Raw genomic sequence first — 21926 nt, forward strand, 5'->3', positions numbered from 1 at the left:
CGCTGAACGCAGTGTCAACGCAACCTGGCGTCACATCTTGATGCCGATGTATTTCGTCTCGAGGAACTCGTCGATGCCGACCGAGCCGCCCTCACGGCCCAGACCGGAGGCCTTCACCCCGCCGAACGGGGCGGCCGGATTCGACACCACGCCCTGGTTCAGCCCGACCATGCCGGTCTCCAACGCCTCGGCCACCCGCAGCGCGCGACGCAGATCGTTGGTGAACACGTAAGACACCAAACCGTATTCGGTGTCATTGGCGGCCGCGACCACCTCGTCCTCGGTGTCGAACGGCGTCAGCGGCGCGACGGGCCCGAAGATCTCCTGATCGCACATCTGCGCGTCGCGCGGCACCCCGGTCAGCACCGTCGGCGGGTAGAAGAACCCCTCCCCGCCCGGCGCGGTGCCCCCGGTCAGCACCGATGCCCCGCGTGAGACCGCGTCGGCGACCAGCGTCTCGACCTTCTCCAGCGCGGCAGCGTCGATCAGCGGACCGACGTTGACGCCGTCCTCGGTGCCGGGACCGACCCGCAGATCGGCCATCTTCGAGGCCAGCCGGCGACCGAACTCGTCGATCACCGAGGACTGCACGTAGATCCGGTTGGCCGCGGTGCACGCCTCCCCCATGTTGCGCATCTTGGCCGCGATCGCACCGTCGACTGCTTCGTCGAGATCGGCGTCCTCGAACACCACAAACGGGGCGTTACCGCCCAGCTCCAGCGAGGTGCGCAGGATCTTCTCGGCACACTGCTCCAAGAGTTTCCGCCCGACCGCGGTGGACCCGGTGAACGACAGCTTGCGGATCGCCCCGGAGCGGATCATCGGCTCGATCACCGCGCCGGCGTCGGTGGCGGCGATGCAGTTGACCGCACCCGGCGGCAGACCCGCCTCGACCAGCAGATCCATCAGCGCCAGCATCGACAGCGGGGTCTGCGGCGCCGGCTTGATGACGCTGGTGCAGCCGGCCGCGATGGCCGGGCCGAGCTTGCGGGTGCCCATCGCCATCGGGAAGTTCCACGGCGTGATCAGCAGGCACGGCCCGACGGGCTGACGGGTGACCAGGAAGCGCGCGCCGCCGGCCGGGGCGGTCTGGTAGCCGCCGTCGATGCGCACCGCCTCACCGGCGAAGTGGCGGAAGAACTCTGCGGCGTAGGCGATCTCGCCGCGGGCCTCGGCCAGCGGCTTTCCCATCTCCAGCGTCATCAGCAGCGCCAGGTCGTCGACGCGCTCATGCAGCAGCTCGAACGCGCGGGTGAGGATGTCGGCGCGTTCCCGCGGGGGCATCGCTGCGAACACGGGCTGGGCGGCCACCGCCGCATCCAGTGCGGCGCGACCGTCGTCGGGCGAGGCGTCTGCGACCGCGCACAGCGTCTGCCCGGTGGCGGGGTTGACGACGTCGAACGTGCGCCCGCCGGTGGCGTCGACCCACTTGCCGTCGATGAACAGACCTCTCTCGACCGCCGCGACGACCCGTGCCTGGTCCACTGCACCACCCCTTCAAATTCGACAACCACGTCCGCTAGATTGTTGACAATCTACCCGTCGACAATCAAGGGACTCGCTGTGACCGCTCTTTCGCCCGTCCTCAAGCAAGCAACCGGCGTGCTGGCCGCCCGCGGTGAAGGCGCCGTCCTCTACGACGAGGACAACCGACGGTATCTCGACTTCACCGCCGGCATCGGCGTCACCAGCACCGGCCACTGCCACCCCCACGTCGTCGAGGCCGCCCAACGCCAGGTGGGCACGCTGATCCACGCGCAGTACACCACCGTCATGCACCGTCCCCTGCTCGACCTCGTCGACCGGCTCGGCGAGGTGCTGCCGGCGGGACTCGAGCGCATGTTCTTCACCAACTCCGGCAGCGAGGCCGTCGAGGCCGCGCTGCGGCTGGCGCGCCAAGCCACCGGGCGGCCCAACGTCGTGGTGTTCCACGGCGGCTTTCACGGCCGCACCGTCGCCGCCGCATCGATGACGACCTCGGGCACCAAGTTCCGGTCCGGCTTCGCGCCGATGATGGCCGGTGTGCACGTCGCCCCGTTCCCGGACCCGACGCACTACGGCTGGCCGGTCGAGCAGGCCACCGATTTCGCCCTGGCCCAACTGGATTACCTGCTGCAGACCATGACCGCGCCCGCCGACACCGCCGCGTTCGTCGTCGAACCGGTGCTCGGCGAGGGCGGTTACGTCCCGGCCAACGCCCGCTTCCTGGCCGGGCTGCGTGAGCGAGCCGACCAGCACGGCATCGTGCTGGTGATCGACGAGGTGCAGACCGGTGTCGGGCGTACCGGAAAGTTCTGGGGCCACGAACATTTCGCCTCGGACGGGTTCGTCCGGCCCGACGTCCTGATCACCGCCAAGGGCCTGGCGTCCGGGTTCCCGCTCTCGGCGATCGCGGCCACCGAGGAGCTGATGAGCAAGGCGTGGCCGGGCTCGCAGGGCGGCACCTACGGCGGCAACGCAGTGGCCTGCGCGGCGGCACTGGCGACGCTGGACGTGATCCGCGACGAGAACCTGGTCGACAACGCCGCCGCCCGCGGCGACCAGCTGCGTCAGGGACTGCAGCTGGTCGCCGACAAGCACGACGCGATCACCGACGTGCGCGGGCTGGGCCTGATGCTCGGCAACGAATTCCGCGACGCCGCAGGCAAACCCGACGGTGCAGCGGCGACGGCGGCCCAGCAGGAGGCCGCCCGCCGCGGCCTGCTGCTGCTGACCTGCGGGGCGTGGGGCCAGGTGGTGCGGTTCATCCCCGCGCTGGTGGTCGACGCCGATCAGGTCGACGAGGCGGTCGGCATCTGGGCCGACGCCGTCAACGCCATCGGCTGAACGAAGCACCGCCGCTCGGCCAGGCGGTGCAACGCCATCGGCCGAGCGGCGCCGACCGGCTCAGGACCGGCTGCCCGCCCCGACGAGCTCCAACTGGGGCGGGGCTTCCGGGGTGCCGGGGATCTCGGTGCCGTTGATCGGGCACCGCGTGGTCTCGGGCACCTTCAGCAGCGCGATGGCACCGATCACCACGGCGATCATCATGTAGAACGCGGGCCACAGGTTGTTGCCTGATTCGGCCACCAACCACTCGTTGACCGCCGGAGCGGTGCCGCCGAAGATCGACGTCGACACGTTGTAGGCGATCGCGAAGCCGGCGAAGCGCACCTGGGTCGGGAACATGGCCGGGAACATCGCCGAAATCGTCGCCAGCTGAGGCACATACAGCAGACCCAGCACCGCGAAGCCGATGATCGCGCCCACCACACCGGTGGACATCAGCATGAACATCGGCACCACCATGATGAACAGGCCGATGAGCGACACCCACCACATCGGCTTTCGACCGACCCGGTCGGACAGATGACCCGCGAACGGCACGAACACCATCATCGCCAGCATGCCGATGATCGGAACCACCAGCGACATGTCGGTCGACAGCCCGATGCCCTGCTCCAGATAGGTCGGCATGTAGGACAGCAGCGTGTAGTTGACCACGTTGAGCGCGACCACCAGGCCGCCGAGCTTCAGGATCGGAGACCAGTAGCGGGTGATGAGGTCCTTGAACTCCGACCCGATGTTCGCCTCTTCCTTGCCCTGATCCTCCAACTCCTTGAACACCGGGGTGTCCTCGAGCTTGGTTCTCAGATAGATGCCGACGATGCCCAGCGGCGCGGCGATCAGGAACGGGATGCGCCAGCCCCAGCTGCCCATCTGGTCGTCGTTGAGCACCAGCGAGAAGCCGAGCATCAGCAGCGCACCGGCGGAGAAGCCGGCCAGCGTGCCGAATTCCAGGAAGCTGCCCATGAATCCGCGGCGGCGCGGCGGGGCGTACTCGGCCATGAACGTCGCGGCACCGCCGTACTCACCGCCGGTGGAGAAGCCCTGGATCATCCGCAGGCCGATCATCAGCACCGGCGCCCAGAAGCCGATCATGTCGTAGGTGGGCACCAGGCCCACACAGAAGGTCGCCGAAGCCATCAGCACGATCGTGATGGCGAGGATCTGGCGGCGACCGAGCCGGTCACCGAGCGGGCCCCATACGAACCCGCCCAGCGGGCGCACCAGGAAGGACACCGCGAACGTCATCAACGCGAAGAGCGTCGCCTCCGTGGTGTCACCGGGGAAGATGGCCGCCGAAATGTAGGTGACGCCGTAGGCGTAGAGGCCGTAGTCGAACCATTCGGTGGCGTTGCCGATCGCCGAGGCGGCGATGGCCTTTTTCAATACCCCAGGTGGGGCTTCGTCAGCAGAGTCGGCGGTCGGGGACTTGTCGGGGCTACTCATGGGAAGCCTTCCTCAAATCAGGGTCGGCGTCGGAAGGCTGCTCCGCTGCAACGCCCACGAGGGGACTCATTCCCGATCCGACACCCCAGGGTCAGCGGCTAGCAGTCAGCACACCGCTGACGCGGCAAGGGCTTTCTGTTATTTGGCTGTGCGCACCGGCGCCGAGAACAGGCTGTTCACGACTCCGACCCTGGCGGCCTACCCACAAGATCAGATCAGGAAACCCGGAAGTTTCTGGGAATTCTTCAGCTCAGCTGGAGGGGCATTCGTCGAACGCCGGACGCTCCACCTTCAGCGTCACCGAGTACTTCGCCGTCTCGGCGCCGGGTGCCGGCGACTGCCCGCACACCATCCAGTTCTCGTCGTTGTAGACCGCCAGGCGACCGGCGTCGACGTAGTTGATCTTGACCTGCTTGCCGCCCGTGGCCGACAGGATGGACTGCAGCGCCGGGTGCAGGATCATGCCCTTCACATCCGGCATCTCCCACGTGGACTGGGTGCCGCCGGCGGCGGGATCGCCCTTGGCGGCCAGCGCCGGACTCGCCGTCACCACCGCGCCCATCACGCACACCGCCGACACCGCCGCGACCAGATTCTTGTTCATCGTCTGCCCATCCCCTTCAGGGAGTAAGAGAAGCTCACTGCCGCGCGACGCTGCCCAGCACGCTTGTGATCTTGAGATTAAGGCCTCTACCAGCGATGAGCCGGTGACCCCAGCGAACCGGCAGGAATCCCCCAGCGGCCCACCAGCCAGGTGGTGAGCGGGCTCACTTCCCGGGGCGGCGCCGCAGGTCCCGGGCATCGGAAGCGGACGGTCCCGACGGTAGGCTGGGCGCGTGCCGTTACCGCCTGATCCCAGCCCCGCCCTGCAGTCCTACGCCCACCCGGAACGTCTGGTCACCGCCGACTGGCTGTCCGGCAACCTCGGCCGCCCCGGCCTGGCCATCGTCGAGTCCGACGAGGATGTGCTGCTCTACGACACCGGCCACATCCCCGGCGCCGTCAAGATCGACTGGCACACCGACCTCAACGACCCCGAGGTGCGCGACTACATCACCGGCGAGCAGTTCGCCGAGCTGATGAACCGCAAAGGCATCTCCCGCGAGGACACCGTCGTCATCTACGGCGACAAGAGCAACTGGTGGGCCGCCTACGCGCTGTGGGTGTTCACCCTGTTCGGCCACCCCGACGTGCGCCTGCTCGACGGCGGCCGCAACCTGTGGATCTCCGACGGCCGCGACACCACCCTCGACGTGCCGTCCAAGCAGACCACCGGCTACCCGGTGGTCGAGCGCAACGACGCCCCGATCCGTGCGTTCAAAGAAGACGTGCTGGCCATCCTGGGCAAGCAACCGTTGATCGACGTCCGCTCGCCGCAGGAGTACACCGGTGAGCGCACCCACATGCCCGACTACCCCGAAGAAGGCGCGCTGCGCGGCGGCCACATCCCGACCGCGGTGTCGATCCCGTGGGCCAAGGCCGCCCAGGACAACGGCAAGTTCCGGTCCCGCGCCGAACTCGACGAGCTCTACGGGCAGTTCGCCCCCTCCGGCGGCACCGACTCGGGAGTCATCGCCTACTGCCGCATCGGGGAACGCTCCAGCCACACCTGGTTCGTGCTGACCCACCTGCTCGGCATGGAGGGCGTGCGCAACTACGACGGCTCGTGGACCGAATGGGGCAACGCCGTGCGGGTGCCCGTGACCACCGGATCCGATCCGGGGGATGCGCCCGGCGCCTCATGAGCATGCCGGCTGCCCTGGCCGAGGTCGTCTCGGACTTCCAGGAGGTGGACGGGCAGGACAAGCTCGCCCTGCTGCTGGAGTTCGCCGACGAGCTGCCCGCCCTGCCCGCCGACCTCGAGGAGGCGGCGATGGAACCGGTGCCCGAATGCCAGTCACCGCTGTTCCTGCATGTCGACGCCGAGGACCGCAGCCAGGTGCGGCTGCATTTCAGCGCGCCGGCCGAAGCGCCGACCACCCGGGGGTTCGCCGCCATCCTGGCCGCCGGCCTGGACGGGCAGTCGGCCGAGGACATCCTGGCCGTGCCCGACGACTTCTACACCGACCTCGGGCTGGCGGCACTGATCAGCCCGCTGCGGTTGCGGGGCATGTCGGCGATGCTGGCGCGCATCAAGAAGCGGCTCAAGTAGGCGCAAGCGGTCCCGGATCTTCTGACGGCAACCGGGGCGGTCGTCAGACATGGCTGCGGGCGTGCTCGACCGCGTCGTCGAGCGAGTCGATCAGATGGTTCTCGTGCCGCAGTGAGTCGATCACCCCGACGTTGGCCAGCAGAGCGCGGTGTTCGGGACGCACCCCCTTGATGATCACCGTGACTCCGCGCGATTCCAGTTCCTCGGCGATCTGCGCCAGCGTGTGCGCGCCGGTGGCGTCGAGCATGCCCAGCTGCGACATCCGGATGATCACGACCTTCACGTCCGGATGCTCGGCGTCGGTGATGGTGTTCGAAATGCGCTCCGCCGCACCGAAGAACATCGCACCGTCGAGACGCAGCACGGCGATCTTCTCGTCGCCGGGGCGCGGCGGGCCGGGCAGCTCCTCGCGGGTGACGCTGCTGCGCCGGGCGACACTGCGCAGCGCGAAAACCGCCGCGACCACCACCCCGATCTGCACCGCTTCGATCAGGTCGAACCCGACGGTGATGACGGCGGTCAGCACGAACGTCACCGCGTCGGATCGCGTCGAGGCGAGGAGCCGGCCCACGGTGCGGAACGAGACCATGCGCACCGACGTCACCATCAACACGGCGGCCAGCGCCGTCAGCGGTATCGCCGCAACAGGACCGCTGGCCAGGTAGACCACCGCCAGCAACACCAGCGAATGCACGATCGCCGACACCCGGGTGCGGGCGCCCGAGCGCACGTTGACGGCGGTCCGGGCGATCGCGCCGGTGGCCGGCATGCCGCCGAACACCCCGGATGCCACCGACGCCAGCCCCTGCCCGACCAGTTCACGGTTCGGGTCGTAGGGGCCGGTGGGCGACATCGTGGCCGCCACCCGCGCCGACAGCAGCGATTCGATGGCGGCGAGCGCGGCGATCGCCAGTGCCGCCCCGAGTAGCGTCCGCAGCGCCCCGAAGTCGGCATGCGGCAGCACCGGCGCCGGAAGTTGGCTGGGCAGTTCACCGATCCGGGCCACCGGAAGACCGAGCGCGACCACGAGCACGGTGGCCGCGATGACCGCCACCAGCGACTCCGGCATCGCGCGGTGGATTCGGGGCAGCACCACCATCACGGCGGCCACCAGCACGGTGACGAGCAGCGCCGGCCCGGCGAGCGACCAGTCGACCCCGAGGACAGCCCGGAACGCGGCGACCAGCGGAGACGCCCCGGGTGATGCGGACTGACCGAGTGCGGCCGGAACTTGCTGCAGGAAGATGATCGCGGCGATACCGAGGGTGAAGCCCTCGATGACCGGCCACGGAATGAACGTGACCGCCCGTCCCAGCCCGGTCACGCCGGCCAGCAGCACGAGCACCCCGGCCAGCACCGTGACCATCGCCAGGGAACCCATCCCGTAGTGCGCCACGACGGGCGCCAGCACCACCGCCATCGCGCCGGTCGGCCCCGACACCTGCACGTGCGAGCCCCCGAACACCGCGGCCACGAGTCCCGCGACCACCGCGGTGATCAGCCCGGCGGCCGCGCCCGCGCCGGAACTGATGCCGAACGCCAGCGCGAGCGGCAACGCGACAACCCCGACGGTCACGCCTGCCAGGACATCCCTGCGCCACGACCGCGACAGCCCGGCGTAATCGGAGCGGCGCGGCAACAGCGAGCGGGCGTGCCGGAGTCCGCCGACGAGCGTCACGGCTGACCGACGGGGGGCAGGGAGCCCAGCATCTCGAGCTGATCGCGGCGCGCACCCAGGGTGTCGGTGAGGAAAGTCCGGGCGATCAGCAACAGTTCCGAGATCTTGGGGTGGGCGAGCTCGTAGTACACCGCGTTGCCGACCCGCTCGCCGCTGACCACGTAGTGCCGCTTGAGCACCGCCAGATGCTGGGAGAGCAGGGTCGGCTCCAGCCCGGTCTCGGCGAGGATCTCGCTGACCGGGGTGGGGCGCCCCGTGGACGACAGGATCTCCAGTATGCGGATGCGTGCGGGGTGGGCGAGCGCCTTGAACAGGTTGGCCTTGATCTCGTAGAGGGGCCGCTCGGCGGAATCCCGGAAACTCGGCGCCATCCGACCTCCGATTTGATGGATTGAGCAAAATCGCAATTCATCATATCGGTTGTCGCGCGCGACTGGTGACCGGCTCCCTGGTGCGCTTCAGAGGTTGCGCCGCAGTGACTGAATCCAATAATTGGCGGCGCGGGTGCGAGTGCGTTGCGCCAGTATCTTTTTGCCAGCACAGGCACAATCGTTTTTTGGGGGACGCATGAGCACCATTCGCGTTGAGTTCGCCCCCGGGTTCAATCTCGGCGACGATGCCGTGTTGCTGGCTATGGATGGAGACGGAGTGAAGGAATTCACCTCCGCGCTGCAAGCCGCCGTAAAAGACGGTGGCGGGCAACTCCAGCATGGAGACTTCGCCCATCAGTTTCTGATCCAACCTGGCGATCCAGAAGTGGAAGTAGACCGTTCTCGGGTCGTCTGGCGGCTCGATCAAGCCAAGGCAAGCGAGGTGATCGCCGACCTGATTGCACTTGGAGACGGTGGCCGCCCCGGACATCAATATGTCGATATTTCGAGTCCCGCCGACACGCTCGTCCTCTCCTGCGACGAATACGTCGGGCAGTCCTAGTACCAGCTGGCGGCGCGAACCCTACCCAGGTGAATAAGGGGCGCCGGCTCAGAACGGGAAGAAGACCGGCACCAGGAACGGCGTCGCAACCAGGACCAGCAGCGTCAGCGGGATACCCAGACGGGCGAAGTCGGTGTAGCGGTAGCCGCCCATGGCCCACACCATCGTGTTGGTCTGGTAGCCGATCGGCGTCAGGAACGACAGGCTCGCCCCGAAGATCACGACCACGGCGAACGGCATCGCGTTCACGCCCGCCTGCTCGGCGACGGCGACCGCGATCGGGAACATCAGCGCAGCCGCGGCGAGATTGGAGATCACCTCCGTCACCAGCATGGTGGCCGCCAGCACCGCCGCCAGCAGGCCGACGCTGCCCAGCGGCGCCGCCGCACCGACCACCAGGTTGGCCAGCGTGGCGGCCAGCCCACTCTCTTCGACGGCCAACCCGAGCGCGAAGCTCGTCGCCATCAGCAGCAGCACGTTGGTGTTGATGAAGCGCCGGGCATCGTCGAGGGTCACCACGCGCGTGACGATCAGGGCGAACGCGATGAGCAGCGACGCCTTCAGCAGATCCAGCAGCCCGGTGCCGGCCAGCACGATCAGCGCGGCGACACAGAACTCGACCACCCGGGTGCGTTCACGCCGGATTGGCCGGTCCTGGTTGAGCGGGGCCACCACCGCGAAATCGCGGTGCTCGCGGAACTGCTGGGCGAAGTCGGGCCCGGCCAGCACCAGCAGCACGTCCCCGGCGCGTAGCCGGACGTCGCCGAGCTTGCCGGACAGCTGCTGACTGGCCCGGTGGATCGCCACCACCGCGGACCCGTAGCGGCTGCGGAAGCCGGCGGCCTTCAGACTCGAGCCGATGAGCGGTGACCCGGCCCCGATGACCGCCTCGACGAACTGGCGTTGGGGGTTGCGGGCCAGGTCGTCGAAGTGGCGCGCCTCCGCCGACGCCAGGCCCGTCATGTTCTGCAGATCCAGCACGCGGGCGAGGTTGCCGACGAACACCAGCCGGTCCCCGACCGCCAGCGGTTCGTCCGGCCCGACCGCGGCGATGACCCGCTGCGCGCGTTCCACCTCGACGAGGAACACACCGTCGAGGTTGCGCAGCCCGGCCTCGGCGACCGTCGCGCCCGCCATGGCGCTGTCGAACGGGATCGTCATCTCGACGGTGAACTCGCGCTCGTTCCCCGCGCGGACCTCTCCCGGAGCGGTGCGGTCCTTCAGCAGACGCGGCCCCAACAGCACCATCAGCAGCACACAGCCGATGGTCAACGGCAGTCCGACACCGATGATGGAGAAGATTCCGAGGCGGCCCAGGCCCGCGGAGTCGATCAGGTCGTTGACGAACAGGTTGACCGAGGTGCCGATCATCGTCATCGACCCGCCGAGGATGACCGCGTAGCTCAGTGGCATCAGGTACAGCGACGGTGAGCGTCCGGTGCGGCGGCACCAGCGAACCACCCGCGGCGCCAGCATCGCCACCAGCGGGGTGTTCGCGATGAACGCCGACACCCCCGCGGAAGGGCCGCATACCCGCAGCAACTCGGCCCGGGGCCGGTTCCGGTCGGCACCGCCCAGGAGTTTGGACGTGACCCCGTCGAACGCGCCGGTGATGTCGGCCGCGCCCGCCAGCACGTACAGCGCGGCCACGATGGCCAGGGACTCGTTGGCCACACCGGCCAGCAGCTGCCCGGAGTCGATGACCCCCGAAACGTAGAGCGCCAGAACCGCACCGCCCATGACGAGCGCCGGATCGAACCGGTCAACGATCAAGACAGCGACGGTGACGACGACCACGGCCAACGTCACCCACGCGTCAACGGTCACGCTTCCCCTCTTCGCCGGGCCGCCAACGAGCAAGACGCCACACAACACCGATCGGGGCCTCACCGTACCGCGCCCCGAATTTCGGCGGCTCGATGGCGGCATGGTTCCGATGCCGCGCTTGGCGGCTACCGCGTGAGGCGCTGCGTGCTCAGCGCTACAACGTGAGGCGCTCGCGATGCAGCTGGGCCCTGCCGGTCTCGGCGTCGAAGAAGTAGGTGTGCTGCGGCGGCAACGCCAACCCGATCGCGGTGCCGGGCGCGAAGTCCGTACCCGCCGGCGCCTGCACGATCACCCGCGTGGCGTCGACGGCGGCGGTGATCAGCACGTGGCTGCCGAGCGGTTCGACGAAGTCCACCCGGGCCGGCACCACCCCCTCGCCGCCCGCGCCGCGCACCTCGAGATGCTCGGGCCGCGCCCCCACCGTCACCGGCCCGTCCGGACACGGCACCGTCGACAGCTCGGCGCCGCCGACGTGCAGCACCCCGGAGCGCACCTCGCCGGGCAGCAGGTTCATCGGCGGGCTGCCCATGAACGCCGCGACGAACGTGTTGGCCGGATGGTTGTAGACCTCGTCGGTGGTGCCGATCTGCTGCACCTCACCGCCGGCCATCACGCACAACCGGTCCCCCAGCGTCATTGCCTCCACCTGATCGTGGGTGACGTACAGGGAGGTCACCGGCACCTCGCGGTGCAGCCGCTTGAGGTCGCCGCGCACCTGGTTGCGCAGCTTGGCGTCCAGATTCGACAACGGCTCGTCGAGCAGGAACGCCTGGGGTTCGCGCACCAGCGCCCGCCCCATCGCGACCCGCTGCCGCTGCCCGCCCGACAGCTGACCGGGCTTGCGGTCCAGCAACCCACCGATCTCCAGTAGCTCGGCCGTCTCCCGGACCCGGCGGTCGATCTCGGCGCGGGGCGTCTTGCGCTGCTTGAGACCGTAGGCCAGGTTGCGGTACACGGTCATGTGCGGATACAGCGCGTAGTTCTGGAACACCATCGCGATGTCGCGCTGCCCGGGCCCCAGGTCGTTGACCACCGTTCCGCCGATGCGGATCTCGCCCGAGGTGGGTTTGTCCAGCCCGGCCAGCAGCCGCAGGGCGGTGCTCTTCCCGCAGCCCGACGGGCCGACCAGGATCAGGAACTCGCCGTCGGCGACGGTCAGGTTCAGCCCCTTCAGCGCGGTGACGCCACCGGGGTAGGTGCGGGTGACATCCCGGAACTCGATCTCTGCCAACGTCTCGCCTCTCAACCCTTGAGTCCGGTACTGGCCACCGACTGCACGAAATAGCGCTGGGCTCCGATGAACACCAGCAGCATCGGCAGCAGGCTCATCACGTTGGCCGCCATCAGCAGCGGCCACTGCACATGGTGGGCGCCCTGGAAGTAGCTCAGCCCCAACGGAATCGTCATCTGCTCCTGGGACGTGATGACGATCAGCGGCCACAGGAAGTCGTTCCACGACGTCAGCACGGTCAGCGCCGCCAGCGTCGACATCGCCGGCAGCGACAGCGGCAGCACGATCTTGAAGAGCACACCGAGCCGGGAGGTGCCGTCCACGCGGGCGGCCTCCTCGAGCTCCACCGGCACCGTCTGGAAGAACTGGCGCAGGAAGAAGATGCCGAACGCGGTCGCCAGGTTGGGCAGCATCAACGCCCCGATGTGGTCGATACCCAGAACCTCCCACACGTTGTCGCCGAACCACTTCACGATCAGGAACACCGGGATCATCGTCACCTGGAACGGCACCATCAGCGTCGCCATCAGCGTCACGAACAGCGCTCCGCGACCCAGAAAGCGGATGCGCGCGAACGCATATCCGGCGACGCTGCACACCACGAGGTTGCTGACCAGCACCACCGCGGTGACGGTGAAGCTGTTGAGGAAGAAGTGCCCGAACGGCGCCGCGGCCCACGCCTCGGTGTAGTTCTGCCACCGGGGGCTGGCCGGCCACAACACCGGTGGGAAGCGGTTGGCCTCGCCTTCGGTCTGCAGCGACGTGATCAGCATCCACAGCAGCGGAACCAGCAGCAAAAAGCTCAGCGGGATCAACACCAGATGCCAGGTGCTGAACGGCAGCCGCAGGCGCGTCATGAGGTGCCACCGAAGCGGCGGGTGAGCCGGAACTGCACGCCGGTGATGATCAGGATGACGACGAACAGCGCGTAGGCCATCGCCGCGGCGTAGCCGGCGTCGAAGTGCACGAACGCCTGATCCCACAGGTAGTAGACGATGACGGTGGTGGCCCGTAGCGGGCCACCGCGGGTGGTGGCGTACACCTCGTCGAACAGCTGCAGCGCGTTGATGGTCAGCCATACCAGCAGAAACAGGTTGGCCGGGGCCAGCAGCGGCACCGTGATGGTGCGGAACCGGGTGAACGGGCTGGCCCCGTCGATCGCGGCGGCCTCGTGCAGTTCGGCCGGAACCCCTTGTAGGGCAGCCAGGTACACGATCACCGAGAAGCCGGTCCAGCCCCAGATCGTCATCGCCACGATGACGTACATGGCCTGGCTGGGCGACGCCAGGAACGGCTGTGACGGCGCGCCGACCGCATTGAGCGCCGCGTTGACCAGGCCGTAATCCCGGTCGGTCAGCCACAGGAAGATGATGCCCTGCGAGATCGTGGACACCGCCATCGTGATGTAGGCCGCGGTGCGGTACAGCGAGATGAACCGCAGCGACCGGTTCATCGCCGCGGCGACGAGCAACCCGACCAGCATCGTGCCCGGCACGAACAGCGCCGTGTAGACGATGGTGTGTTTGATCGCCTCGACGAAGACCGGGTCATCGGCCATCTTGCGGTAGTTGTCGAACCCCACCCACGGCGTCTCCGGGGTGAGCAGATCGGAGTGCTGGAAGGACAACTGCAGCGACATCAGCACCGGCAGCAGCCCGAAGATGCCGATCAGGATCACCGCGGGACTGACCAGCGTCCACCCCGTCACGCTCTCCCCGCCGCCGAGCCGGCGCCGCCGCCGAGGGTGCGGCGGCGCCGGGGTCACCGGCTTCTCGACGTCGGGGGTGATCAGCATCGATTCATCCTCGTCCCACGGTCACTTCTCGGCCACGGTCTCTGCTCGGAAACGGTCACTTCTCGGAAACGGCCATTTCTCGGACTGGGTCACTTCTCGGACCCGGTCACTTCTCGGCCAGGGCCGCATCGGCCGCCTGCGCGGCCTTGTTCAGCGCGTCGGCGGGTTGCTCCTTGCCGAGCATCACCGCGACGATCGCTTGCCCCAGCGCATCGGAGATGTCGGGGTACTGCTCGACGGTGGGACGGACCTTTTTCACGTTGTTCAGGTTCTCCACGAATGTTGCCGTGCCCGGCACATTCTCGTTGAGCGTGTCCAGCACGGCCTGGTCGTTGCCCACCGACTGCCGGATCGGCAGGTCGCCGGTGCCCAGCGAGAACGTCTTGACCTGTTCGGGCGCCGACAGCCACGTGACGAAGTCGACCGCGGCCTGCTTCTTCTCGTCACCGTTGTCGAACACCACCCAGTTGTCGGGCCCGGCGATGGTCTGGTGTCCGCCCGAGGACCCGGCGAACGTGGGCATCACCTGCACGTCGTAGTCGATGTCGGGCAGCTGGCTCAGATCCCACGGTCCCGTCACCAGCATCGCGACCTTGCCGCTGTTCATCAGCTTCGGGCCGTTCTCGTTGGTGGTGTCCAGATACAGCGACTTGTCGGTCACCGCCATCTGCTGCAGCACGGTCAGCGCCTGCACCCCGGCCTCGGAGTTGAACACCGCCGTCTCGTTGTCCGGCGACAGGATGTCACCGCCGGCCTCCCACAGCATCGGAAGGTAGTGCCACACCGTGTCTTCGCTGCCGTCGGCCGGAATCAGCCAGCCGTACTGCCCCTTCGCCGGATCGGTGAGTTTCGCCGCGGCGGCACGGAAGTCCGCCCACGTCCAGTCCGGGCTCGGCGGAGCGACCCCGGCATCGGCGAACAGCTGCTTGTTGTAGACGATCGCGAGGTTGTCCACCAACGCGGGCACCCCGACGATCTTCTCCCCCACCGTGGCGGCCTCCCGCTCGGCGGGATAGAAGTCGTCCCACTGCCAGTCCGGTTCGGACACATAGTCGGCCATGTCGACGACCTGGGGGATCTGCGCGATGTTGGGCGACCACGACCCGAACATGTACGCCACATCGGGTGCGCTGCCGCCGCGCACCGCGGTCAGCACCTTCTGCAGCACCAGGTCGTTGCTGGAGTACAGCTCGTTGACCTTCACGTCGGGGTGATCCTGGTTGTACTGCGCGATCAGCTTCTTGAACACCTCCCCCTCGGTGTCCTGGTAGCCGTGCCACACCGCGATCTCGGTGGGTCCGGACGACGAACCGCCGCCCCCGCACGCGGCGAGCACGAGCGCGACAACAGCGAGCAGGGCGATACACAAGCGGCGTCGGATCACGGTGGACACTCCTCAGTAGGTGGGACGCAACGATTCGGGTAGCAGGTCGCCGTGCGCGGCGGTCAGCTCGTCACACAGCTCGCCGATCTGGTCGACGCTCAAGGTGGCGGCGGTGTTGGGGTCGACCAGCGCCGCGGCGCGCACCAACCGGGGATCGCCCTCGACGGCAGCGCGCACCGTCAGGTCCACCGGGCCGAGGAAGTTGCGGTTCAACGCGGCGCACTGCGCCGGCAGGTCACCCACCTTCATCGGGTGCGCACCGAGTGCGTCGAGGACCGTCGGCACCTCCACCGCGACCCCGTCGGGCAGGTTGGTGATCAGACCGTCGTTGGCGATGTTGGCCGAAATGACCCTTCGGGTACCGGTTTCCAGCGAGTGGATCACCTGCGGCGCGTACTCGGTGGAGCCGGTGTCGATGGGCAGCGTGTCGGCACCGGCCAACTCGTCGCGCACGCGGCGGTACTCGGCCAGGTTCGCCTCGCTGATCGCGACGTACTCGCCGACGTTGATGCGCAGCCGGGCCACCTCGTCGGGGTTGTGCAGGTACCACGGCACGTATTCGCTGCTGTGCTCGCTGGTTTCGGTCGGGTAGTAACCCAGCCGGCGGTACATGTCCACCCGCACCCGGCGCCGCAGCTCCGGGTCGTCGGCGATGCGCTGATCGAGCAGCGGGTACAGGTTCTGCCCGCCCCGCTCCCAGCGCAGCACCCACGCCTGATGGTTCACCCCGGCCGACCAGTAGGACACCTCGTCATAGGGCACGTCGATGAGCTCGCAGAGCCCCACCATCGTCCAGTGCACCGAGTGACACAGCCCGAGCACCTTCAGGTTCGGCGCCACGCGGTGCAGGAAGGTGACATTCATCGCCATCGGGTTGGTGTAGTTCAGCAGCCACGCGTCCGGGCACACCTGCGCCATGTCGGCGGCGATGCCCGCCAGCACCGGGAAGGTGCGCAGACCCCGGAAGATCCCGCCGATGCCGATGGTGTCCCCGATCGTCTGGTTCAGCCCGTAGCGGGCCGGGATCTCGAAGTCCCGCACCGTCGCCTCGTGCATGCCGACCTGGATCACGTTGATGACGTAGTCGGCGCCGTCGAGGGCGCGGCGGCGATCGGTGGTGGACACCACCTCCGGGTGCGCACCGGCCGCCCGGGCCGTCGCGTGGGTGATGGCCTCGGCGGTCTCGAGCCGCTCGGCGTCGATGTCGTGCAGCACCACCCGCACCCCGCCGAGCTCGGGGAACGACAGGATGTCGCCGAGCAGCTCCCGGGTGAACTCGACGCTGCCGGCACCGATGATCACGATGGACGGTTTCATGCCCGGCTCCTCTTCTCGGCCGACGTGGCCGTCGGCGCCACGGTGGGCTGCACCGCGGCGGTGGGCGCCTCACCACGCTTCTCGTCGCTGTACACCATCAGTGTCGAACCGACCAGCGCCAGCACGATGCCGACCGCACCGTAGGGGGTGGGCAGTGCCTGGTAGGCGATCAGCGAGACCACGATGGTCAGCGCCGGGGCGAGCGCGTTGGTGGTGGGCGCGACGATCGTCGCCTTGCCGCGCGAGAGCGCCATCACCAGGAACAGCGCGCCGACGGCGTTCAGGATCTGCGTCGCCGCGGTCAATGCCGGTGCCTGCCAGGGGAAGTCGAGCGGCAGGCCGCCCAGCGACAGCAGCGCGACCGGGATCAGCGCGATCGCGGTGATCGCCATCCAGCCGAACGTGGTGGCCTCGTTGACACCCAGCGTGGCGGTCTTGCGCATGAAGTAGGCCTGCACTCCCCAGGCCACGCACACCGCGATGGCCAGCAGCAGCCACGGCCCCGAGGACCCCTCGGCGTCGCCGCTCGAGATGCTGAACAGCACGATCGCGGCCAGTGCGGCGATCAGCCCGACGACGGCCAGCCCGCTGATGCGTTCCCGCAACAGCAGCATCGCCATCAGCACCGTGATCGCCGGGGAGATGGACACGATGGGAAAGATCAGGTAGGCCGGGCCGATCGTCAGCGCCTGGAACAGCAGCAGCTGGCCGCCGGCGCCGGTCAACCCGATCAGCAGACCGTAGATGGTGGCCTGGGGCCGCCGGTCGAAACGCTGGCCGCGCAGCGCGAACGCGGCGGGGATGATCATGGTGAGCGCCCAGACGCAGTAGATCATCTCGTCGGGGTAGCCGTACCAGGTGGCCGGCAGCGCGGAGAACGCGCCCCACACACCCCAGAACAGGATCAGCAGGGTCGCATAGAAGATCCAGCTGCGGCTGGATGCAGATGTCGTCGTCACGTCCGTCATGGTGAGGTCACCTTCTCGGAATCGGTTGCGGCAGCGGCGAGTTGCTGCACCGCTTCCGCGCTCAGCGGATGTCCGCTCTGTTTGGCGGCGTACAGCGCCGCGCCGACGGCGGGATCGAGCAGCGGCCGGCGCAGGTCGAACGCCGTGGGCGACGCGTCCAGCGCCACCCGGAAACGCTGCAGGAAACCGGGGTCGGAGAACATGCCGCCCGAATACGACACCGGCACCGTCTCGGCGGCGGTGAAGCCGACGAGCGTGGCGGTGGTGTCGATGAGTGCCGCGAGCTCGCCGGCGGCGTCGACGAGGATCCGGTCGGCGGCGGCATCACCGGCCGCCGCGGCCGCACACACCGTGGTGGCCAGCGCCGCGATGGACCCACGGGCCCCGCCCCAGGTGTCGATGACCAGGCTGACCGCGTCGAGGTCGCTGGTGATCCCGAGGCGCTGCTTGAGCAGGTCGTAGAGCGGTCCGCGGGGCGCTCTGCCGTCGCTCATCCGGCTGAAGGCGTTCAGGCCGTGCGCGGCCACCCAGTACGCCGACCCTTCGTCGCCGAACAGCTCACCCCAGCCGCCCACCCGGTGCCCGGTGCCGCGCCGCTCGCCGTAGGTCATCGACCCGGTGCCGCTGATGACGTTGATGCCGTCCTCGCCCGCCAGTGACCCCGCCCAACCGCACACCATGTCGTTGTCGCAGCCGTAGCGGTCATGTCCCAGGACCTTCGCCGGCACCGCATCCAGCGCGGCGATGTCGGCGCTGGCCTCTCCGTATCCCGGCAGACCGAAAAAGGCCCGATCGATGTCCTCGGTGACGATGCCCGCCTGCGCGCAGATGTCGTTGATGCCCTGGGCCAGAACGCGTTCCACGCCGTCGAACCGGGTGGCGGAATCGGCTCCGGCCGCGGCGCTGAAGTAGTACGACGTGGGCGCGGTCGCGCGGGCCAGGACCCGGCCCGCGTCGTCGATCAACGCGAACGCCGTCTTGGAGCCGCCGCCGTCGACGCCGAGATACCGCGCCGTCATCGCCGGCCGTCCATCGGATAGATCGTCACGCCCCGCACCACCCGGCTGACTTCACCGGACGGGAACGGGTTGTCCGGGGTCTTCGCGTGCGCCAATGACGTGAACAGCGCCAGATATTGGGCGAACACCAGATACGGCAGCGCGACCAGCGAGTCGGACAGACCGTCGAGGCCCGGGATCACCATCGCCGGCCCCGACTCACCCGGCAGGGGTTCGGTGCTGATCACCCGCACGTTCTCCGCGCCGAGCTGGGCGCGCAGCTCGGCGACGATGTCGAGGTCGTAACGGCGGGTGTACGGGTCGGTCGAGACGTACACCACCGCCAACGTGTCGGCGTCCAGCACCGACTTCGGGCCGTGCCGAAAACCCAGCGGTGAGTCGAAGTACGTCACCACCTCCCCCGCAGTGAGTTCGAGCAGCTTGAGCGCCGACTCCTGCGCCAGGCCCTGCAGCGGGCCGCTGCCCAGATACACGAAGCGTTGCTTGCCGGCCCGCGCCAGCACGCGGATGTCGTCCTGCAGACCGATCACGTGCTCGGCACCGCGGGCCAACGCGTCGATGCCCCGGGCGCCACCCAGCAGTGTCAGGCAGCTCAGCAGCATCGACGTCAGGCTCGACGTCATCGCGAACCCGGAGTCATTGGTGCGCTCGGGCATGTAGACCACCAGCGAGTCGTCGCGGTCGAGATGCGCGCGTCCCAGCTTGCCGTCCCGATCGCAGGTCAGCACCAGATGCCACACCTGGTCGACGAACTGGTCCGCCAGTGCCGTGGTGGCCAGGCTCTCGGGGCTGTTGCCGGAGCGGGCGAACGACACCAGCAGCGTCGGGGTACCCGGCTCCAGGTGGTCCAGCGGGCCGGCGACGATGTCGGTGGTCGCGACGGATTCCACCCGGCGGTTCAGGTGGCGCCGCAGCGCCGGCGCGGCGATGTCACCCGCGAATGCGGAGCTGCCCGCCCCGGTCAGGATGACGCGCAGGTCGCGCCGCGCCAGGACATCGGCGAGAAACGCCGCTGCCTGCTCGTCGGATCGGCCCGCAACCTCACGCCACGCGTCGGGCTGCTGCGCGATCTCGAGAATCGTTGCGCCGCCGTCCTGTTGGGCGGGCACAGCGGTGTGGGTGGTCATCGGGCTCCTTCGGGGCTCGGGGCGCGGCAGGCGTCCGCGTAGGGTCTGAGCGCGTCACGGACCCGGTCGATGACGAGCGCCTGCGCGGAGTCGTCGAGGCCACCGGCACGGATGCGTTCGTATTGCAGCGGCAGGAACTGACTGATCAGCGGCAGCGGGATACCGACCCGGTCGAGGTTGGCCAGCAGCATCTGTCGCGCCGCGTCCACCTCCTCGTCGGCCCAGTAGTAGCGCAACCGGTCGCTGTAGCTGTAGCGGCGAGCGGTGCGCTGCGCGGCCGGGCTGCCCTCGTAGTAGGACTGCCAGTATTTCGGTTCGGCCAGCATCCGTCGTTCCACGACCTCGATCAGGTTCGACCGGGCCGGTCGCGCGATGAGCTCGGTTTCGATCCGCGCCAGCGCGAACAGCGCCTCACGCATCGCGAAGGTCAGCCCGGGACCCACTTTGAGGACGGCCCAGTGGTCGTCGACCAGTTCGCGCAACTGTGCGGGTCGCTGGTAGTCGGTCGAATGCGCTTCGAACACCAGGTGCGGCTCGGTGTCGAGCACGTGCCGCAGCTCCGCGGTGGCGCCGTGCACGTAGTCGAAGACGTTGAGGTGGTCGAACTCGACGCCCGGCTGTACCACCAGCGCCATCACCCGCGGCCACACCTCACCCAGGCCCGCGTCGGCGAACGCACTGCGGTGCGCGGCCAGCGTGGCGCGGGCCCGTTCGGCCGGCGTCGGGGTGAGCTGCTCCAGGGTTTCGTGGGCGCCACCGGGGACGGGCACCTCCGTGCCGATCACATACACCGGACCGTCGGAGCCCACCCGATGGGCGGTGTCCTCGGCCACCCGCAGCAGCCGCGCACTGCGCTGTGCGACAACGTCGTCGGCGAGCACGGCGGGGTCGTCGGCGCAGCGCATGCTGCAGTCCAGATGGATCTTGGTGTAGCCGGCCTCGACGTAGGCGGCGATCAGCGTCTCCGCGTGATCCATCGCCACCGCGGCGTTCTCGCGCTGCCAACGGTTGGGCCCGAGGTGATCGCCCCCGAGGACCACCCGGTCGCGGGCGAAGCCGTGGGTGTCGGCGATGCCGAGCACCAGCTCCCGGAACTCCGCGGGCCGGAGCCCGGTGTAGCCGCCGAACTGGTCGACCTGATTGGAGGTGGCTTCGATGAGCACGAAGCCGTCGTCGGCGACGGCCTGGACAATCGCTGCCTCCAGCACGGTGGGGTGCGCCGAGCACACCGAGTAGACCCCCACAGGTTCACCCGCCTTGTGCCGCCCGATCGTGTCGGCCAGCCAGTCGACCCGCCGCAGCGTCGATGCCGAACTCATCGCGCCTCCAACGTGGCCGGCGCGGTGATGACGCGGCACAGTTCGGCGACGGTGTCGGCGATGGCCTCGCGGGCCGGTGCCAGATACGTGCGGGGATCGGTCACCGACGCCTGCCCGTCGAGGACGGCGCGCACCGCACCGGAGTAGGCCAGGTTGAGCGCGGTACCGATGTTCACCTTTCGCATCCCCGCGCGCACCGCGGCGCCGAGGTTGTCGTCCGACACCCCCGAAGAGCCGTGCAGCACAAGGGGAACCGCGACACTGCCACTGAGGCGTCCGATCAGGGCCAGGTCCAATTCGGCGTCGCGGGTGGTCATGGCGTGCGAGCTGCCGACGGCGACCGCCAGCCCGTCCACTCCGGTGGCGGCGACGAACTCGGCGGCCTCGGCCGGATCGGTGCGGGCGCCCGGTTCGTGGGCGCCGATCGCGTGACCGTTCTTGCCGCCGACCTGGCCGAGTTCGGCCTCCACCCACAGACCCACCTCGTGTGCGCGGCGCGTGAAGCCATGCGTCGCTTCGACGTTGTCGCGGTAGGACAGGTGCGCCGTGTCGATCATCAGCGAGGTGACGCCGAGGTCGCCGGCGGTGGCGATCGCCTCGTCGATCAGTGCGGGGTCCTGCAGGTGGTCCAGGTGCACCCCCAGCGCGGCATCGGAGCCTTCGGCGATCCGCGCGCACGCCGACACCAGCGGCGCCATGCGCCCGCCGTGGAAACGAATCGTGTTCTCGCTGATCTGGATCAGGGCCGCGGCACCGCTGCGCTCGACGCCGGCGGCGATGCCCTCGGCATGCTCGAGGGTGATCGCGTTGAAGGCCGGCACAGCGGCACCGGTCACCGCCGCGGACATGATCAGGTCGGCGGTGGCGGTCAACGCCATGACACGGCCTCGGCGGCGGGGTCGGA

At 68.8% G+C, this 21926-nt stretch carries 20 protein-coding genes; 4 read left to right on the forward strand and 16 right to left on the reverse strand.

Annotation, left to right across the window (positions count from 1 at the left end; genetic code table 11):
• Positions 1-30: 30 nt before the first annotated feature.
• Complete coding sequence (locus ACEWX3_RS21430) at positions 31-1485, reverse strand: NAD-dependent succinate-semialdehyde dehydrogenase (RefSeq protein WP_374157634.1); 1455 nt, start codon at positions 1483-1485, stop codon at positions 31-33.
• A 78-nt stretch (positions 1486-1563) separates the two neighbouring features.
• On the opposite strand from ACEWX3_RS21430, the gene ACEWX3_RS21435 reads away from it, so the two are divergent.
• On the forward strand, positions 1564-2826 hold the full coding sequence (locus tag ACEWX3_RS21435; protein WP_374157635.1) for an aspartate aminotransferase family protein: 1263 nt from the start codon (positions 1564-1566) through the stop codon (positions 2824-2826).
• Between the two features lie 60 nt (positions 2827-2886).
• On the opposite strand, the gene ACEWX3_RS21440 is transcribed toward ACEWX3_RS21435, so the two are convergent.
• Both ACEWX3_RS21440 and ACEWX3_RS21445 read right to left on the reverse strand, forming a co-directional pair.
• Positions 2887-4272, reverse strand: a complete 1386-nt coding sequence (locus tag ACEWX3_RS21440) for an MFS transporter (RefSeq protein WP_207065490.1) — start codon at positions 4270-4272, stop codon at positions 2887-2889.
• Positions 4273-4522: 250 nt separating this feature from the next.
• A complete protein-coding gene (locus ACEWX3_RS21445; RefSeq protein ID WP_374157636.1) occupies positions 4523-4876 on the reverse strand; it encodes a hypothetical protein in 354 nt (117 codons plus the stop codon).
• 232 nt (positions 4877-5108) lie between these two features.
• Between ACEWX3_RS21445 and ACEWX3_RS21450 the strand changes: the two genes are divergently transcribed.
• Positions 5109-6017: a sulfurtransferase gene (locus tag ACEWX3_RS21450; protein ID WP_152516115.1), complete on the forward strand. Its 909-nt coding sequence runs from the start codon at positions 5109-5111 to the stop codon at positions 6015-6017.
• Positions 6014-6424 carry a SufE family protein gene (locus tag ACEWX3_RS21455; protein WP_207065493.1) on the forward strand — a complete coding sequence of 137 codons (411 nt, stop codon included), beginning with the start codon at positions 6014-6016 and terminating at the stop codon, positions 6422-6424. The genes ACEWX3_RS21450 and ACEWX3_RS21455 overlap by 4 nt, the downstream gene beginning before the upstream one ends.
• Before the next feature lie 43 nt (positions 6425-6467).
• Here ACEWX3_RS21455 and ACEWX3_RS21460 read toward each other — a convergent pair whose 3' ends face one another.
• Together ACEWX3_RS21460 and ACEWX3_RS21465 are read right to left on the reverse strand one after the other, a co-directional pair.
• Positions 6468-8102 carry a SulP family inorganic anion transporter gene (locus tag ACEWX3_RS21460; RefSeq protein WP_207065494.1) on the reverse strand — a complete coding sequence of 545 codons (1635 nt, stop codon included), beginning with the start codon at positions 8100-8102 and terminating at the stop codon, positions 6468-6470.
• The gene (locus ACEWX3_RS21465) at positions 8099-8473 is read right to left on the reverse strand and encodes a metalloregulator ArsR/SmtB family transcription factor (protein ID WP_152516112.1); all 375 of its coding nucleotides are present in this window, start codon (positions 8471-8473) and stop codon (positions 8099-8101) included. Before ACEWX3_RS21465 ends, ACEWX3_RS21460 begins: the two co-directional genes overlap by 4 nt.
• Before the next feature lie 196 nt (positions 8474-8669).
• Here ACEWX3_RS21465 and ACEWX3_RS21470 point away from each other — a divergent pair, with 196 nt between their 5' ends.
• On the forward strand, positions 8670-9035 hold the full coding sequence (locus ACEWX3_RS21470; protein ID WP_374157637.1) for a hypothetical protein: 366 nt from the start codon (positions 8670-8672) through the stop codon (positions 9033-9035).
• Between the two features lie 48 nt (positions 9036-9083).
• Here the strand turns inward: ACEWX3_RS21470 and ACEWX3_RS21475 are convergent, their stop codons facing one another.
• From ACEWX3_RS21475 to ACEWX3_RS21525, 11 genes are all read right to left on the reverse strand, one after another.
• Positions 9084-10862: an SLC13 family permease gene (locus ACEWX3_RS21475; RefSeq protein ID WP_374157638.1), complete on the reverse strand. Its 1779-nt coding sequence runs from the start codon at positions 10860-10862 to the stop codon at positions 9084-9086.
• A 154-nt stretch (positions 10863-11016) separates the two neighbouring features.
• A complete protein-coding gene (locus tag ACEWX3_RS21480) occupies positions 11017-12093 on the reverse strand; it encodes an ABC transporter ATP-binding protein (RefSeq protein ID WP_374157639.1) in 1077 nt (358 codons plus the stop codon).
• A gap of 11 nt (positions 12094-12104) precedes the next feature.
• Complete coding sequence (locus tag ACEWX3_RS21485) at positions 12105-12950, reverse strand: carbohydrate ABC transporter permease (protein WP_374157640.1); 846 nt, start codon at positions 12948-12950, stop codon at positions 12105-12107.
• Positions 12947-13888, reverse strand: coding sequence for a carbohydrate ABC transporter permease (locus ACEWX3_RS21490; RefSeq protein ID WP_374157641.1), 942 nt, complete (start codon positions 13886-13888; stop codon positions 12947-12949). Before ACEWX3_RS21490 ends, ACEWX3_RS21485 begins: the two co-directional genes overlap by 4 nt.
• A gap of 106 nt (positions 13889-13994) precedes the next feature.
• Positions 13995-15272, reverse strand: a complete 1278-nt coding sequence (locus tag ACEWX3_RS21495; protein WP_374157642.1) for an ABC transporter substrate-binding protein — start codon at positions 15270-15272, stop codon at positions 13995-13997.
• Between the two features lie 12 nt (positions 15273-15284).
• Complete coding sequence (locus ACEWX3_RS21500) at positions 15285-16589, reverse strand: alpha-glucosidase/alpha-galactosidase (protein ID WP_374157643.1); 1305 nt, start codon at positions 16587-16589, stop codon at positions 15285-15287.
• Positions 16586-17557, reverse strand: coding sequence for a DMT family transporter (locus tag ACEWX3_RS21505; RefSeq protein ID WP_374157644.1), 972 nt, complete (start codon positions 17555-17557; stop codon positions 16586-16588). The genes ACEWX3_RS21500 and ACEWX3_RS21505 overlap by 4 nt, the downstream gene beginning before the upstream one ends.
• Entirely contained in the window at positions 17554-18576 is a 1023-nt protein-coding gene (locus ACEWX3_RS21510) for an N-acetylglucosamine kinase (protein WP_374157645.1), read from the reverse strand. Before ACEWX3_RS21510 ends, ACEWX3_RS21505 begins: the two co-directional genes overlap by 4 nt.
• On the reverse strand, positions 18573-19703 hold the full coding sequence (locus tag ACEWX3_RS21515) for an SIS domain-containing protein (RefSeq protein ID WP_221349018.1): 1131 nt from the start codon (positions 19701-19703) through the stop codon (positions 18573-18575). Before ACEWX3_RS21515 ends, ACEWX3_RS21510 begins: the two co-directional genes overlap by 4 nt.
• On the reverse strand, positions 19700-21022 hold the full coding sequence (locus ACEWX3_RS21520; RefSeq protein ID WP_374157646.1) for a D-tagatose-bisphosphate aldolase, class II, non-catalytic subunit: 1323 nt from the start codon (positions 21020-21022) through the stop codon (positions 19700-19702). Before ACEWX3_RS21520 ends, ACEWX3_RS21515 begins: the two co-directional genes overlap by 4 nt.
• Entirely contained in the window at positions 21019-21900 is an 882-nt protein-coding gene (locus ACEWX3_RS21525) for a class II fructose-bisphosphate aldolase (protein WP_374157647.1), read from the reverse strand. The genes ACEWX3_RS21520 and ACEWX3_RS21525 overlap by 4 nt, the downstream gene beginning before the upstream one ends.
• Positions 21901-21926 lie beyond the last annotated feature (26 nt).

The organism is Mycobacterium sp. G7A2 (assembly GCF_041902445.1).
Lineage (GTDB): Bacteria > Actinomycetota > Actinomycetes > Mycobacteriales > Mycobacteriaceae > Mycobacterium.

Bases quoted from the DNA above. Each gene is read 5' to 3' on its own strand.
- ACEWX3_RS21505 (WP_374157644.1), bottom strand. From the start codon at position 17,557: ATGACGGACGTGACGACGACATCTGCATCCAGCCGCAGCTGGATCTTC.
- ACEWX3_RS21510 (WP_374157645.1), bottom strand. From the start codon at position 18,576: ATGACGGCGCGGTATCTCGGCGTCGACGGCGGCGGCTCCAAGACGGCG.
- ACEWX3_RS21445 (WP_374157636.1), bottom strand. From the start codon at position 4,876: ATGAACAAGAATCTGGTCGCGGCGGTGTCGGCGGTGTGCGTGATGGGC.
- ACEWX3_RS21515 (WP_221349018.1), bottom strand. From the start codon at position 19,703: ATGACCACCCACACCGCTGTGCCCGCCCAACAGGACGGCGGCGCAACG.
- ACEWX3_RS21470 (WP_374157637.1), top strand. From the start codon at position 8,670: ATGAGCACCATTCGCGTTGAGTTCGCCCCCGGGTTCAATCTCGGCGAC.
- ACEWX3_RS21485 (WP_374157640.1), bottom strand. From the start codon at position 12,950: ATGACGCGCCTGCGGCTGCCGTTCAGCACCTGGCATCTGGTGTTGATC.
- ACEWX3_RS21525 (WP_374157647.1), bottom strand. From the start codon at position 21,900: ATGGCGTTGACCGCCACCGCCGACCTGATCATGTCCGCGGCGGTGACC.
- ACEWX3_RS21520 (WP_374157646.1), bottom strand. From the start codon at position 21,022: ATGAGTTCGGCATCGACGCTGCGGCGGGTCGACTGGCTGGCCGACACG.
- ACEWX3_RS21465 (WP_152516112.1), bottom strand. From the start codon at position 8,473: ATGGCGCCGAGTTTCCGGGATTCCGCCGAGCGGCCCCTCTACGAGATC.
- ACEWX3_RS21490 (WP_374157641.1), bottom strand. From the start codon at position 13,888: ATGCTGATCACCCCCGACGTCGAGAAGCCGGTGACCCCGGCGCCGCCG.
- ACEWX3_RS21500 (WP_374157643.1), bottom strand. From the start codon at position 16,589: ATGAAACCGTCCATCGTGATCATCGGTGCCGGCAGCGTCGAGTTCACC.
- ACEWX3_RS21455 (WP_207065493.1), top strand. From the start codon at position 6,014: ATGAGCATGCCGGCTGCCCTGGCCGAGGTCGTCTCGGACTTCCAGGAG.
- ACEWX3_RS21440 (WP_207065490.1), bottom strand. From the start codon at position 4,272: ATGAGTAGCCCCGACAAGTCCCCGACCGCCGACTCTGCTGACGAAGCC.